Genomic DNA, 15716 nt, shown 5'->3' on the forward strand with positions numbered 1-15716 from the left:
CATGAATAAACCTATAAAAAGAAGATTGCTATTTGGTGAACGTATGTTATTAGGTGACGGAACAGAACCTTTTAACGCGGTTATTCCTTTCAGGCTGAGAGGTACCTTTGCATTAAAGGATATCCAGCAGGCTTTGGTACAAATTCAGAACAAGCACCCTTGGCTAAGAGCTCTTATCAACCATGATGAGAAAAACATCCCTTGGTTTGATGTTCCGGAGAAACCCCTTTCTATCCCGATTCGCATCGTGGTTCGAAAAGGAGAAGACCATTGGAAAGAAGAATCCAAAAGAGAATGGCATACCCTATTTGATTATCAAAAACTTCCCCTTATCCGGTTTGTATGGATCAAGGGGGAAGAAGTTTCCGATATGCTTTTTGCGTTCCACCACTGCTTATGTGATGGTGGTTCTGCAATGGCTTTCCTCCATGAGTTTTTAAAAGTCCTGGATAATCCGTCCGCAGATATTGGTTCAGAACAGCCTATCATGGGAATTCAGGATGTAGTTCCGGCTCATATTTTAAACAGTCGCAGACAAAAACTAAAAGCCAGATTTATTGGCCGATTGGCAGCTACAGCCATCAAATATATTCCTACAGGTAAGAAAACTGTTGATAGACAAGACGATTATCTGATCCATTGGAAAGTAGATGAAAAAGTAAGCCAGCAATTGATTTCCTATTGCAAATCCAATGAAGTTACTGTTAACACTTTCCTAAGTGCAGCTTTACTTCAGGCATTTAAAAAGGTAAAAGGTTCAGCAGCATTTAATAAAATTTCCTGTCCGGTAGATATCAGACGTTTTGCAAGCCAGATCAAGAATGATCATATCTTCGCCTTTGGATTAATGATCGTGGTTTCTTCCAACGAAAAGATGAGCTTTCTGGAAAATCTGCGCTCCATGCAAACCTCTGTAGAACGTAAAACCTCCAAGCTCAATCCTTATATTACCATGATGGTAATGGAATCCGGACATGATGCTTTGACTAATTTCACCAAGCTCTTAAAGAACGGAAAATCTTCCAACGACTGCATGTTTTCCAATCTAGGACGCATTCAGATTCCTCATGAATATAAAGAGTTTACCGTGGATACCATTTTCAGCCCGTCTGTCATTGGACCATTGGGCAATACAACCACTCTGGTGGTTTCTACCTACCGTGGAAAAATGGATTTTTCCTTTGTAGGAAGTGAAGGATATTTACCTTATACCGAAGCCATGGCCATCCGTGACGAGGTGATGCAGATCATTAAAGTACAACTGGAATATATACCCGTATCATGATCAAAAGAAAACTAATGATGGTGGAAAGGATCATGTATGTAGATCCTGAAACTCCCGTAAATTGTGTATTTGCCGCTAAAATAAAAGGAGAAATTCCGGAGGAGAACTTTAAGACTGCTCTGGAAAAAATCCAGCAAAAGCACCCATTACTGAGAGCGGTTATAGATACCAAGACTGAAAAATATCCCTTTTTTATCGAAGAAAAGGATATTGCACCTATCCCACTTCGTATTGTAGAAAGAAAAACAGATCAGGACTGGCTTCTGGAGTCTCAAAAAGAATGGAAAGTTTTGTTTGAAGATGAAAAGAAACCCCTTGCCCGAGTGGTTTGGGTGAAAGGACAAAATGTTTCTGAAATTTTTTGGGCAATCCCTCACTGTATCTCTGACGGAACAACAGGCGTCACCCTTATGCAGGAGCTTCTCCAGCTTTTGGATGATCCCTTTTTTGAACTCCAGCCTTATCAGCCGTTCTCTTCAGTCAATGATTTTCTACCCCCCAGTTTCAATGTAAAAAGTAAGAAATACAAAGCCAATCTATATCTCCTTTTTGCAAGATTCTTCTTTCTTCTGCAAAGAAAAAGTAAAAAAAGAAACCTTGGACAAGATTATGTTCTTCACCGAAAACTGGATTCGGAAACCACCTCAAAAATCACTGAAAAATGTAAGGCCAATGGAGTTTCTGTACATGCCTTACTTTGTGCCGCATTTATGCAGGCATTTCAGGAAGTAAAAGGTGCTGACGCTAAGGGTAAAGTTATCAGTCCCGTAGATGTTCGTCATTTCATCCCAGAAATTAAGCAGGATCATTTATTTGCCTTTGCCCCAACCGTTGATCTTTCCTTAAAAAAAGGAAGTTATGATCTGATCAACAATGCCCGACAGATTAAAAACGATCTTATTCAGAAAATAAAGAAAATGGAAGCCCGAGAACTTCTATGGATGGGTGAACAGATGCACCCGATTGTTGACCGTATGATCTCTATGCTGAAATCCAGTAATGGCGGACATGATGTAACCCTCTCCAATATGGGTAAAATCAATATCCCGAATCATTACAACAACTTCACCGTTGAAACCATCTTCAGCCCAACGGTAGCATTCCCATGGCTGAACTCAAACACTTTGACGACGAGTACGTACAACCAACAAATGGATTTTATATTTTTGTCTAACGAAGACTTTCTGCCCAAAGCGGAAGCCACTATCATAAAAGAGAAAGCCATTGCGCTTATGACCACCTCCGTATGAAATTGAAATTTAAGCCGAAGCCACCTAAAAAGCTCAAGAAAACCACCCTCAAACGCTTTCTCATCAAGCGGACAATCTACTATGTCCTCCCGAATGTATTTTTCAATTCCATTATCGCGTATGCAAGCTTCAAGGAGTTGGGATATACGCATTTCTTTTCAGGGGAACAGAATTTAGCCCGCCTTACCTTACCTATGGCCTTATTTCTACCCGTTGTCCTTACCATTGACATCATCAAAAGAGTAACCGATGCCGCAGGTCAGGGCGCCATTGAGTTTACCGTAGATGAACAGTTAAATATTAAAAAACTAATGACCAAGCTGAGCATTCTGCATGGTATCATTACCTGTTCTCTGGTGCTGTCTATGCTTTTTTTAGGACAGTATAATTTCTCAAAGGATTATAAGCTGGATGCTACGGCAATGGCTGTGGTAGTGGGTGTGCTGGCTGGGATTTTGTCTGTGGTGTTTGTGTATTTGCCGGTGTGGAGGTTGAGGAGGTGGATGTTTAGATCCATACCTTCAAATTCATTAAATACAGAAAAATTTTAATTATCTGAATAATAATGAATAACTTATAAACAGCACTTTTTTAATTTCAAAGAAGTGCTGTTTTATATTTTCAAATAGACATGTAACCTCAGTTTAGCCTCCTGTTCCCGGTCCATTCAAATACTCATTACTAATATCTTTTTCCTTTTTAAAATCCATCTTTCCAAATTTATAGCTGAAGTTGATTCCAAAAGAATGATAAGCTAACTCCCTTACAGAATCCACAAAAGCTTTTATTTAAAACACTTTAGTCCACTTAATTTAGTTTAAAATCATACTATACAGGAAAGTTCATATAAGAAGAAAATCTTTAATTTTCAAAAGCTAAAGTGTACTTATTATACATAATGCCTGTCACTTAAAATAACTTAAGTGTTTAATTCTTTTGTGACTTTTGTGGTTATTTAAATAGTGTTTCATCAAATTCAGCAGGTGATTTCTCTAAGTTCTACGCCATTCATAATACTTTAACATCCTTTATACCCCATCCCCAGATAAATTTTCGTTCTTTTGCAAAAAGTTTTAATTTTTAAATAATTGCATGTCAAAGTTTGATGAAATCCGGTATTTCCATGATCATGAAGTAAATGAAGCACTAGGAAGTATAGCCCGCGATCCCATGATGAAAGCGCTGATGAACTTTACTTTTCCAGGGGTAGACGAACAGGTTTGGCTGGAACAGTTCAAAGAGGTTCATTCTATCAGTGATTTTCAGCATCATTTTGTGGCGCACACTATCCGTCAGATCCTTGCCAAGAGCTCTGAGGGCTTAACGACTTCAGGTTTTGATCAACTTGACAAGAACACTCCTTACCTCTTTATCTCAAATCACAGAGATATTGTACTGGATACATCATTGCTTAATCTGGTTCTGCTGGAAAGCGGCCATATTATGACAGCTTCAGCTATTGGTGACAACCTTGTGAAAAGAAATTTTCTAAATGTACTGGCAAAGCTGAACCGTAATTTTTTAGTTCAAAGAGGATTATCTCTTCGTGAGCGGCTTAAAAGTTCACAAACCATGTCAGAGTACATTGATCAGCAATTACACCATGAAAACCGTTCTGTATGGATCGCCCAGCGTGAGGGCCGTACTAAAAACGGGAATGATGCTACCCAACAAGGGGTTTTAAAGATGCTGGCCATGGCATCCGGGAATCAATCATTGACCGATTATTTTAAGACATTGAAGATTGTTCCGATATCCATTTCCTATGAATATGATCCTACAGATTCCCTGAAAATGCCTCAACTTTTAGCACAACATAGGGAGGAGGAATACATTAAAGGTAAAAATGAGGATTTCATGACCATGCTTAGCGGAATATTAGGACAAAAGAAGCGAATTCATATTCATGCCGGTGATGTGATTGATAAGGAATTAGATGATATCGCAGCTAATATTGACAATAAAAACAAGCAGTTGCAGGCTATTGCACAGGTTATTGATGATTCAATTATACAGAACTATAAGCTTTGGCCTACAAAATATATAGCTTATGATCTGATTCATAATACGGATACCTATGCTTCTCACTATACAGAACAGGAAAAACAATTATTTATCCGAAGACTTGAGATGCGTATCTCTTCTTCTGATGCTATTTCTAAAGAGTATTTCCTTACCATGTATGCCAATCCACTGATTAATAAAAGAAAATTAGAAGAAAACTAGTTGTAAGAAAAACATTTTCTTACATTAACACAAATATTGATGGACACTTTTTTAAGTGTCCATTTTATTTTTATTGAATAATCCTGCTATGCTTTCTTATTTACTCGCGTAAATCCAGCAGATAACACCAGTTTCATAATAATTATCTGCTCAATCCGTACAATCTGCGAGAGAGTAAAAATCTAAGGAAACATTATCATTATTATTTTTTGCTAACGCACATCAAGGAGATATCGCTGATTTATTAATCATGAAATTTGCTGATTAAATGCACAGCGGATTATGGTTTCCCGTAATTTTCTTCTATCCGTTGTTTGTAGTTTCGAGCATTATAAAACAAGGTGTTTTTATAAGCTTTAGTTCAACAAACAACGACTACATTATGAATAAAAAAACGACTCCTGCAGATCTCTTTTTGGGAATTCTTGCATTATTACTGATCAGCGTAAGCTTTTACCAGACCTGGCTTGGGTTACAGCAGATCTTTGGTCCTGCATCCTTTGTTATAGCCTTGGTCTTATCATTATTGCTCCTCTTTCTGTGCTGGATGCTGAGAAATTCCAAACTGGAGGGAAAACCTACCGGGAGCCTTGTTGGGATCTACGTGTTTATCGCCTCTTTCTGTTTTATTGCCAACTTCAACGCATTATATACAAGGTTTATGAAAACCGATATCTATACGGATGAACTTCGTGACATCAATAAAAATTTCACTGCTCTTGAAAACGATGTGGAATCAAAATTAAGCTACAAATACAATAAAGCAACGACCCAGAATATTGAGATCAAGAAAAAACAGCTAATGGAACAGATCAAGGATCCCGGGAATAAAGGAATTGGAACCCGTGCCCAACTATTGATCAAGGATATAGAGAAACTGACAGGTCAAAAGGTTGACTTACTGACTCCGGTGGGTGATGATTATGAGGATCTTTCAGAAAGAATGGGAAGACAAATTGATAATATCATCTCTGATCTGTCTCCTGAAGAAAGAGCATTGAAAACGGATATTAATACCACAGCATTTAAATGGAACAAGAATATTCAGGATTTACTGCTTTTATCAAAAAAGGAAAAAGATGGCTTATCTCAGGGCTTAATTGATGAGTCTCTTTCTGATTATAATAAACTGGGCAGCAGAGCACAAACTATTCTTGGAAATGACAAAATTCACTTTGAACCCATGATTTCAAAGACCCAGCAGGTTGGAAAAATTGGTTTTGCATTTGAACATGCCATTAAAAACTTCGGAATGTATCAGTTTGTGGTATTGGCAGGTTGTATTTTGCTTGATTTTGTGATCGTTATCATTATTTTATTGGTCACAGATTCCGGAAATTACAATGGAAGTAATGGCAGAAGTGTATTTAACAATAAAAGAAGCGGTAAAACCATCATCCCTAATAACTAAGCCATGGAAACCAATGAAAATTTAAAACCTCTGTCTTTTGAAACTGAAGAATCCTTAAAGCCTCTTTCCTTTGAATTTCAAAATGATCCCCCGGAAGATTTTGTTCCTATTGCCAAGACCATCTCCAATGATCTTAAAAATAAGGAAAGTAACTTTGTGTTCTTCTTTGGAACCGCAGAATCAGGAAAATCTGTTATTCTTTCCTCCATGCTTTACTATCTCAGATCATATGCCGGAGTGTTGAGACCAAAGCTTGGAACTCCCAACTCTAAGGAAGCCAATGTACTTCTCTCTGATTTTTTTGAAAACATCCGGCAGGGAGTTCTTCCCAACAGAACCACAAGGGATCAGGTTACCCGTCTGGATCTTGTTTTTGAGCCTAATAACAGATCAAAAAGAGTGGTTCCGATAGATCTTACCTTTCTGGAAACATCAGGAGAAAATCATAAAGACATCAGAAGAGGTGGAAGCTATCATAGCAGTATTGAGACCTTTCTTAATGCTAATATCCCCCTTACATTTATTATTGTTACCAGCTTTGAATCTGCCTATAAGGACGACTCCTTAATCAATGAATTTCTGGATGAACTGGAAAGAAAGGGTAAAAATTTAAAATCCGTGAATGCCATCCTTGTGATTTCCAAGTGGGACAAATCGGGAAGAATGGATGTGGAAAGCGCTGAAGCCCTTGACAATTTCATTTCTGACCATTTACCAATGACGTCTCAACGTATTGATACGTATGGCCTAAGCAAAACGTATTATACCGTAGGAAGTGTTCAAAATGCAACAGGAAGCGAAAGAATCAGCCTGTTGAATCTTTCCACGGCGGAAGTGCTATCAAAATGGCTGTACAGAAGCATTGTGGGGTATGATCTGGATTATGAAGGAACATTTTGGGAACGTTTAAAATTTAGTTTTACAGATTAATGAACAGTACTTATTTTTTCTCTGCCTTTGGTACATTTGGAAACCCGAATGGCTTCCGGCAATCCTTTTTTTTAGGTGGAAATAAGGCCATAGCCAAGGAAATCCGAACGTTTGACTTGAAGACGGATGCCATTAAACTATTTCCTCAAACCAGTATTTATTCCATACGGAAGGATTATGCCGGGGGAAGCAACCTTATCTCCTATTCGGTTTATACGTTTGCCAAGGAGCAGAACTCGGACAGAGGAGGCACATTTATAGGCTCCGGTTTGCTCTTTGTTGGAAAGGTGGCCTCAGAAAGTCTTATCATCAATACGTTGAATGAGTTTCAGGATCATCTTGAAAAAAATAATCTTTCAGACAGCATTATTACGGTCAATCATTCCGATCAGTTTTCCATCCATAAACCTAAGGATTTTGATAAGATAGGGTTCAATGTCCGTGAAATTGATGACCTTAGCTTTACCCAAGGCAGCAACAGCTACCTCGTTGTTTATTGTGAAACCAACCCGGCACAATTGCAAAATTTCTTTAGTCAGGCCATTGAACTTCTGAATGTATACGATACCATTTACTTTACCCAAAGCCATGAGATTGGAGAGTTTGTAAGGCAAAAGGGAATTTTCAGGATTGTAGATGCAAACGGTTTTAAAAAGGAATTGGAGAATCTTCATGAAGAGAGAATCCGAGAAATTAAAAACGCCATTGCAGATCTTGAAAGAGAAAAGGAAAGCTTAAAGGATGAAAGAACGAAACTGCTTGAAGATCTCAACAGGCAGATTGCACAGAATGAAAGACGACATCAGGAAAATGGTGCTAAAATAAAGGAATCCAAAAGCGGAATTGAGGTTATTAGAAAGGAATACGACCAGTATTCCGGAAAGATTGATGAAGTCATCAAAAGCCTTACCTCAGATGGAAAGGTAGAAACTGCAAAGAAACGACACCAGGAAAATAAAAGATCATTTGCCCATATCATCAATCAGAATAAAAATATAGAATCTCTCTCTACTATATCCTCCAGTATTAGGCCTCAGGGAAGTTCTATGGAAACACGACCTTACGGAAAGGATGTTGCAGAATTCTACAGCTCTAGCAGAAATAACGGAAAGAAAGAATTCAGGCCGGATGGTTTTAAGATCGCTACAGTGATATTAGCACTGCTATTGGTTGGCGTTCTCATCCTATGTTGCATGTGGATGCCGAAAGAATATTCTGCAGTACTTACAATCCCTTAAAATTTGCTATTTATTAAAAGTGTATATATTTTCTACAAAAAGCTCCTCTCTGGCAACAAAGAGGAGCTTTTATGAGCTGTAGTCTTAGCTTTATTTTTGTGAATAATCAGGGCTTTTATTTTTTAAAACAGCATATATTGCCTCTGAGATCTCAGGAAGTTTTCCACTGTAACTATTGCTTAATAAAATGATTGTTATCTTATTTTCAACATCCGAAAACAGAGTGGCTTCAAAGCTGCCTGCTCTTCCATCGTGGAAATGTTCTTTCAATTTTTTATCCTCAAATTTTGCATTACCCAACGCTGATTGACTATCCGGAATACTAAAGCTTTGACCCAATTCATATATTGAATTTTGGTTGACCACTTTTTGGAAATGCAGACCATCTGCCCATTTCAATAAATCCATAGTGGTAGTATAAGTACCGCCGGTAATAGGTAATTCTTCTTTGTCCGTAACTAATTGATTATTAAATCCTTTTGCTATTTTTTTTTCATTTGCAATGGGCGTCATGATGGAAGCATTCATTTTCAAAGGCTGAAATATAAACTTTTTGATATAGGTTTTATAAGGCATACCTGTTACATGCTCAATAATAAACTGTCTCAAAAAAAGATTGTTAATGTTATAATCATACTCAGTGCCCGGAGTAAAAGATAACTGATTAGCCAACATTAGACCGTTGAAAATGTCTTTATCATTTTTAACAGTCTTCCAGTTTACATTGGGGATTCCACTTGTATATTGCAATAGATCTTTAATGGTGACTTCATTGGCCCAATCAGGAAGTTCAGGAATAAACTTAGAAACATGATCCGATAGCTTTAGTTTTCCCTGTTCTTCTAATTGAAGCAAGGCTACAGCACTAAACTCCTTAGTAATTGAACCTAAATGAAATCTATATTCATCTGTTAATGTATTGGTCTTTGCAGCATCGGTAAATCCAAATGAAGCCTTATAAATGATCTTATTATTTTTGGAGACCAAAACATTCCCATTAAACACACCCTTTTCATGAGCAGATTTTATTATTTGATCTAATTGATTTACTTCTTGTTGAATATCCTTTTTCAGATTCTTAACTTTTTGACTAAAGCAAAATAGACTGAGGCATGAAAAACTTAAAATTAAAAAAGATCTGAACATGTTTTTTTAGAATTTATTTTACTAGTTTCTCCAAATATAGTCTTTATTTCAATGCTTATGAAAGTGATGTCATAGAAAGCTTTCTTGCCTTTTTACACAATAACACCTTACTTCACAATCTTCACCCTTATTCCTGCAGAATGTGCACCCATTGCCGGAGCATACATATTTTGGAAAGACGTGATTCCGTTTGAAAAATCACCAATGTTGTTCGCTTTCAATTCATATTCAAAAACATAGGTTCCTTTTGGCAATGAATTGAAAAAGAAATGAGTAGCAGTATCTTTGGTACTTTCGTAATATCCTGCTCCATTTTGCCATTTATAGGTAGAAAGAACATTAACAGGTTCAAAACCACTTGCCCTCATGTCTTTCAGGTGAATGTATTCCATATCACGATCGGTACGAATAACCAGCCTTACCATCACCAGATCACCCAGCCTAATAGGATTTTCTGCACTTATTTCTTTAAGTGTACTTTCATTGCCATTGAATGTTTTCAGGAAAAGCTTCTTTTCAATGGAAACATTGGAAGAATTGTGCGCCATTACCTTATCCATATTTTCATAATACAAACGGTACATTCCGCCCCATGCCACTCCCGGACTGCTTTTTTGAATCTCCAGCTTTGCTTTTGCAGGGGTAATATCTTTCCAGTAATAGGATTTTTTGAAGAATCCAGCCTCTGAAGTGTTTGAAAGATCATTGGTCGGTAAAATGGTCTCACTTCCCAACTTCATGGTAATGCCTTTTTCTGCATCCTGCCACGATTTTCCGTAGTTTAGTAAAGCATAAACAGCTTCTGTAGTGGACTTTGTTGTCCCCCAGCCCTCTGTTTGCTTGTTTTTTAAAAGCCACACCTTCATTTCCTCAACACTATTCAAGTCTTCAGGCGTTATTTCCGAAAAGGCTTCTATCAGCATTGCCTGTGTTTCTATAGGTGCCTGATACCAGTACCAACCGGAGTTATTATCCTCCCAATACATTCCGTTTTCCTCGGAGGTTTTTGCTTTCTTCTTCAGATCAGCCACACATTTTTTGGCTAAATCGCGATAGCCATACCGTTGTAATAGTGTAGTAATCATGGCCTGATGATAAAGACTATATTCCTCAAAATCTTTCACATAAGTATTCGCCAAAGTATTGAGTACTTTTTTCAATTCAGACGGAATTTCCTTTTGGGTCCAATAACTTCTGTAATAGAAATAAGAGGTATAGTCGTTTAAATCAAGCTCTTCGTTTGCTTTTTGTCCTTTAATTAACTGGGCATCATATTCCTTATCCAGATAATCTATGCTGTTTTTGATAACACGGTTGATTTCATTGGTAAAATATTCTCCGGATTGGCCTTTCAGCATTTTATTAAGCTTTCCGAATCCGGCAAGTATATGTCCGGAGATGGTTTTATCCTTTCCTCCTCCCGGAAACCATGAAAAACTTCCGTCAGGATTTTGTCGGTCAACAAGATCACGTTGTGCCTTTTTAAGATCACGCTGCATTTTGTTCAGATTAAAGAAGAGAGCAAGCTGCTCCATCTGTTCCTTTTGATCCTTAATTCTGCTCAGCCAAGGGGTTTCCCCGATAAGGATTGTTTTCAGGTTTTCATTGGCTTCTAAAGGATTGGATGGTGTTTCCTTGGCATTCCATTCATCAAATATTTTCTTGATTTTTGGAGAAGAATTCATGATATAGGTTGAAAGCATATTTCCGTATAATCTGCTGAAAAGCTGTTCTGAACATTCGTATGGAAACGTTCTCAGATAAGGAATAGACATCACTGCAAACCATAATGGATTGGAGGTAAGCTCTACACTCAGGTTGAAATTGGCAACTGAAGAAGATGTATTATTCAGTAAGCCATTCATTGTATAGCTTTTGTTCTGGCCTTCCTTGATGGAAATCGGAATGGTTTCCGTTACCAGCATTCTGTCGGAAAGGATAGGAAGAACATTCTCTTCTCCATCAGAATAATTATTTGTTTTTGCTAAGATTTTATAGCCAACATAATCTACGGCATATGGAATTTTAATATCCCAGCTTACCTGTGTTGATCTTTTGGAAGCCACACTTATTTTTTTCAGAGAATTAGTATTTAAAAATGCTGAATCTAAAGGTTTTGAGGTTTCCGGATCGAAAAGGTAAAGTATGAGATCTCCTTTCAAATCCTTATCTGACAGGTTATCAATTTTTGCTGAAATCTGAACCTCGTCCCCTTGTCTCAGGAATCTTGGCGGGTTCGGGGTTACCATCAGTTCCTTTTGGGTTTTGGTCAAAAATTCTGCTGAACCTGTTTTCAGATCCTTGGTATGGGCAAATAAGATAAGTTTCCACTGGGTAAGTGCTTCGGGAGAGGTAAATTCCAGCTTTACATTTCCTTCTGAATCTGTGTAAAGATTGGGTAAGAAAAATGCAGTTTCATCCAGATTGGTCCTTGCCTTTACATTGTTAAGCAATTCCTCTTTCATTGCTTTTTTCGATGTTACTATAAAAACTTCTCTTGAAGCGGTATCTCCGTATAAAGCTACCGCTTCAGTAGGGCTAAGTTTTTTGATGTCTGCTATTTCGTCTTCAGGAAGATTTTTATCCATCAATTTTCCGTCAACAACATACATTGGATTAAGTTTCTTTCTTTTATAGGTCTGTAACGTTGGCTCATCGGCTACCCTGCTCATCACTTCCATGGCTGAAACCTTAGAATAGGTCCTGTCAAAAATCATTATAGCGGTATACTGGAAATAAGGGAGCTGCGGTATAGGATATTGCTCTGATTTTATAGAATATCGGCTACGGCCAGTGCTAAAACCCGTTGACTCAAAAGAAACCAGTTCATTAAAGAAATTATCTCTTCCCCAGCTATAATAATCATAATCTGTGTAGTAATTATTGGAATAAGGCACATAGTGACTGAAACTATACTCATTTTTTGCAAACTGATCCAGCGATGCATCGTACATGGAAGCTAAAACCTCAGCATTGATTTTCTCTTTATCTTTTCCTTTGATGGTGAGAATCCACTTTTCAGGAACGCCTGGTTGAATTTTATCCCGGAACACCTGAGTGGTAATCTCCAGATTCCTGTTAACCTTTTCCTTAATATCAAACTTGATGGTTCCTTTCGCATAATCGTTATCATGAACAAAATCGTAATCCAGATAAAGCATTCTTTTCAGATCAGTATCAGTAACAATAAAGGAAATATCGGCACTTCCATTTTTCATGCTAATCTGTTGATAGTCTTCTTTTTTGTTATTTCGGGTAAACCTATAATTCACAGAACCTTCTTCAAAATCAGAATAGAAAGTTACCGTAGCTTTTTCGCCGACTTTGTAAGATTCTTTATCTGTACGAACTCCGAAATAAGCAGGCTTTCCATTTCTAAAATTTACGTTATCAAGGACTTCAATCACTTTAAAGGTCTTGATGGTATCATGATCTACTATAGATTCTGCTTCCACAAGATATTTTCCCGGCTCAGGATTTTTATTCAGTGTAATATTTTCAGTTTCTGAAGTATTGAATTGTTTTGAAAAAACAGTTTTACCTTTTTGAGGTTTAGCGTTTTGATTATAGCTGATGTAGGGAAAGTAAATGTCAAAAAGTTCCTTATTATAGTACGAGTAAGATAAAGGCTTTGCAGGAATATCTTCAGCTCTATATCCATTATCTGAGTTTTTTCTAATGAACTTGGGAAGAAGAATCTTGTTTTCTTCGTCCAGTTTACTAATGGTAAGATTTACTTTAGCTGTTATTTTCTGATCATTGAGATTATTCACCGATATTTTCAGGGATTCCCATTCATTCTGAAGCATCTGTTCTGAGCTTTCAATATTGATTTTAGCCTTTACATCACCGATATTAATGACGGCTTGGCTGCTTTGGGATTCACCGTTAACATCGGTTACATAAAATGAAACGGAATAACGGTAGTTAGTTTTGTTTTTATCAGACTTTTCCTCTGCTTCTGCATTAAATGAAATATTGAAATTCCCATTACCATCTGTGGTGGTCTCGCCATGGGCAATATCAGTTTCTTTTTCCTTGTAATTTGGATAGTAATAACTGTCAAAATAGCTTCTCCAGAAATAAACTCTTTGTCTCTTAACTTCATATTTTACGGTGGCTCCGGAAATATCTGCTCCTGAAAAAGCCTCAGCCTTTCCACTCACCTTTACGTTCTCTCCAAGTTTATAAGCCTCATTTACCGGATTGATAGCTACACGAAACTTTGGTCTTTTGTATTCTTCCACCTTGAAATACTTGCTCTCATTAGCATAAGAATGCTCCTTTTGTCCTGGAATTTCTCCAAGATCAGCTTCCATGATGATAGAATAATTCCCCGTAGTTCCGGAAGACGGAAGGGTGAATGCTCCTGTAATACTTCCGAATTCGTTTGTTACAGCTTCAGCCTTGGACACTTCCTCATAGTTTGAGTTCATAATCCTCACCATTACTTTTTGCTTGGGAAGAATCATGGTTTTGTCATAGTATTCCTGCTTCAAAATTCCCTTGTAAAACATCTTTTGGCCAGGACGATAGATAGCACGGTCTGTAAAAATGATAAAGCCTTTATTTACAGGCTCCCGAAATTGCTCTTCACTCTCTTTTATATCCTTGATCTCATCATAATTTTTGTCAATGATAAAATATTTTTTCAGGTGAGGAAAGTAGATAATGCTGCCATAATACTTTCTCTCCTTTGACTTGGGCAAAGAAAACATTCCAAGCTGATCTGTGCTGCCTTTCCCGGTTTTGATCAGCTTATTATCCTTTCTGTTATTGAATTTATGTTCATATTCATTGGTATTCTGATACATGATATACTCTGCGTTGTCAATACTTTTTCCGGTCTTGGTATTCATGGCCTGAAAGGTTACTTTTGTATCATCTTCAAATCTTTTCACATAAAATAAATCTGAAACTACAATTCTTTCGGTTCTTCTCGCCTCTTTCGACAGCGTAGTCATATCATACATTCCTTCTTCCAGAGGCGGAATAGCAAGCAGGGTTTTATGCAGTTTGTAATCGTTAAACTTTTTCAGTGGAAATGTCTCGGAACGGAAATTCTGATCTGCAAACTGAGGATTTATAAAATAAACATATTTTTCACTCACCGAATATTTGTTCCAAATAGGTTCTTTATCAAAATCTATCTTCCCTGATATTTTATTCAACTCTATTTTTACTTCGTCTGTATTTTTATAAAGGGTTTCTAATGAAATGTACTCCCCCGGCAGATTTCTCTTAGGTATTTCGATCCCCATTTCTGAACTTTCAAGACCATTAATCAGTCTTTTACAATGGTTACTCCAATCTGAGGATGGGATACGATCAATTGCTTTTTGGCAAAGTTGATGAGCATTCAGAAAATTGTTTTCAGAAATTTCCTGTTTTGCCAGATTGGCTGCCTGAAACAGAAGATATGCGGAAAACGGTTCCTTAGGATAAGAATCGGCCAACGCTTCCAACTGCTGTAACTGCTTCTTCACATCACCTTCTATTTCGGTACTTTTAAGATAAAGCAATGCTGTTTTATCATCATCATTGGCATGAAACTGATATAAATTGTTCTTAATTTCTGCTATTTTTTTCTTTGCAGAATTATCATAATCAAATGGCAGCCCTTCCAGAAACTTTAAATAATCTGTTGCAACAAGGTCATATAATGTGGGCCTATATTTTGTGAATTCCAATTGATCTATCAATCGATTACAGAGTTGTGTTTTTTCCTGCTGCAGTATTGGTCCGTTGGAAAGTGACTGGCTGTACAGTTGGTCTGCTTCCCTGTAAAAGTCATTCACTGCCCATGTTTTATAGTCTTCGGGAAGCTCACTAAGAGGCGTAATGTCTTTTTTCTTTGCTCTGTTGGTATATCTTCCGATATAGGAAACATATTTGTTCGCCAGATAGTATTGATAAAGAGCCTTACGCAATCCTTTTGATTCATTTACTTTTTTTCGGAGAATCAGGATCTGATCGTTATCCGGTCTTATATTCTCATCATCGGAATCATAATAAGCATTTACTACTTCAAGAACCTCTTTCTGAATAGAATCCCTTGAAGACATTTTAGGGGCTGACCGATTTATTTTTTGCTTTGACATTCTGGTTTTTAAAGGCTTCGTCTCTTTATGCACCGGAATCTGTGAAAGTATAGGGACTGAAACCAATAATGATAACGTGAGCAATATTTTGAATGAAAATTTCATGATAATTAAGTTTTAAAATAGGAC

General features: G+C 37.2%; 10 protein-coding genes. 7 read left to right on the forward strand and 3 right to left on the reverse strand.

The window, feature by feature from the left end; translation table 11 throughout:
• Nucleotide 1: 1 nt before the first annotated feature.
• The 3 genes from EG359_RS07550 (at nt 2) to EG359_RS07560 (ending at nt 3086) form a co-directional block, all read left to right on the forward strand.
• Entirely contained in the window at nt 2-1285 is a 1284-nt protein-coding gene (locus tag EG359_RS07550; protein ID WP_076352261.1) for a condensation domain-containing protein, read from the forward strand.
• Complete coding sequence (locus tag EG359_RS07555; protein WP_076352262.1) at nt 1282-2535, forward strand: condensation domain-containing protein; 1254 nt, start codon at nt 1282-1284, stop codon at nt 2533-2535. Before EG359_RS07550 ends, EG359_RS07555 begins: the two co-directional genes overlap by 4 nt.
• 137 nt (nt 2536-2672) lie before the next feature.
• Nucleotides 2673-3086, forward strand: coding sequence for a hypothetical protein (locus EG359_RS07560; protein ID WP_228450481.1), 414 nt, complete (start codon nt 2673-2675; stop codon nt 3084-3086).
• Nucleotides 3087-3179: 93 nt separating this feature from the next.
• On the opposite strand, the gene EG359_RS22800 is transcribed toward EG359_RS07560, so the two are convergent.
• The gene (locus tag EG359_RS22800; RefSeq protein WP_262488024.1) at nt 3180-3311 is read right to left on the reverse strand and encodes a hypothetical protein; all 132 of its coding nucleotides are present in this window, start codon (nt 3309-3311) and stop codon (nt 3180-3182) included.
• Between the two features lie 316 nt (nt 3312-3627).
• Between EG359_RS22800 and EG359_RS07565 the strand changes: the two genes are divergently transcribed.
• The 4 genes from EG359_RS07565 (at nt 3628) to EG359_RS07580 (ending at nt 8340) form a co-directional block, all read left to right on the forward strand.
• A complete protein-coding gene (locus EG359_RS07565) occupies nt 3628-4761 on the forward strand; it encodes a 1-acyl-sn-glycerol-3-phosphate acyltransferase (RefSeq protein WP_076352264.1) in 1134 nt (377 codons plus the stop codon).
• Between the two features lie 382 nt (nt 4762-5143).
• Complete coding sequence (locus tag EG359_RS07570; protein ID WP_076352265.1) at nt 5144-6172, forward strand: hypothetical protein; 1029 nt, start codon at nt 5144-5146, stop codon at nt 6170-6172.
• Nucleotides 6173-6175: 3 nt separating this feature from the next.
• Complete coding sequence (locus EG359_RS07575) at nt 6176-7102, forward strand: hypothetical protein (RefSeq protein WP_076352266.1); 927 nt, start codon at nt 6176-6178, stop codon at nt 7100-7102.
• Entirely contained in the window at nt 7102-8340 is a 1239-nt protein-coding gene (locus EG359_RS07580; protein WP_076352267.1) for a coiled-coil domain-containing protein, read from the forward strand. The genes EG359_RS07575 and EG359_RS07580 overlap by 1 nt, the downstream gene beginning before the upstream one ends.
• A 90-nt stretch (nt 8341-8430) precedes the next feature.
• On the opposite strand, the gene EG359_RS07585 is transcribed toward EG359_RS07580, so the two are convergent.
• Both EG359_RS07585 and EG359_RS07590 read right to left on the reverse strand, forming a co-directional pair.
• Nucleotides 8431-9486, reverse strand: a complete 1056-nt coding sequence (locus tag EG359_RS07585; protein ID WP_084180317.1) for a serine hydrolase domain-containing protein — start codon at nt 9484-9486, stop codon at nt 8431-8433.
• Nucleotides 9487-9593: 107 nt separating this feature from the next.
• On the reverse strand, nt 9594-15692 hold the full coding sequence (locus EG359_RS07590; protein ID WP_076352268.1) for an alpha-2-macroglobulin family protein: 6099 nt from the start codon (nt 15690-15692) through the stop codon (nt 9594-9596).
• Nucleotides 15693-15716 lie beyond the last annotated feature (24 nt).

This window comes from Chryseobacterium joostei, assembly GCF_003815775.1.
Taxonomy (GTDB): domain Bacteria; phylum Bacteroidota; class Bacteroidia; order Flavobacteriales; family Weeksellaceae; genus Chryseobacterium; species Chryseobacterium joostei.

What these genes read in the sequence shown, in the direction of transcription:
- EG359_RS07550 (WP_076352261.1), top strand. Translation starts at nt 2, where the DNA reads ATGAATAAACCTATAAAAAGAAGATTGCTATTTGGTGAACGTATGTTA.
- EG359_RS07555 (WP_076352262.1), top strand. Translation starts at nt 1,282, where the DNA reads ATGATCAAAAGAAAACTAATGATGGTGGAAAGGATCATGTATGTAGAT.
- EG359_RS07565 (WP_076352264.1), top strand. Translation starts at nt 3,628, where the DNA reads ATGTCAAAGTTTGATGAAATCCGGTATTTCCATGATCATGAAGTAAAT.
- EG359_RS07570 (WP_076352265.1), top strand. Translation starts at nt 5,144, where the DNA reads ATGAATAAAAAAACGACTCCTGCAGATCTCTTTTTGGGAATTCTTGCA.
- EG359_RS07575 (WP_076352266.1), top strand. Translation starts at nt 6,176, where the DNA reads ATGGAAACCAATGAAAATTTAAAACCTCTGTCTTTTGAAACTGAAGAA.
- EG359_RS07580 (WP_076352267.1), top strand. Translation starts at nt 7,102, where the DNA reads ATGAACAGTACTTATTTTTTCTCTGCCTTTGGTACATTTGGAAACCCG.
- EG359_RS07585 (WP_084180317.1), bottom strand. Translation starts at nt 9,486, where the DNA reads ATGTTCAGATCTTTTTTAATTTTAAGTTTTTCATGCCTCAGTCTATTT.
- EG359_RS07590 (WP_076352268.1), bottom strand. Translation starts at nt 15,692, where the DNA reads ATGAAATTTTCATTCAAAATATTGCTCACGTTATCATTATTGGTTTCA.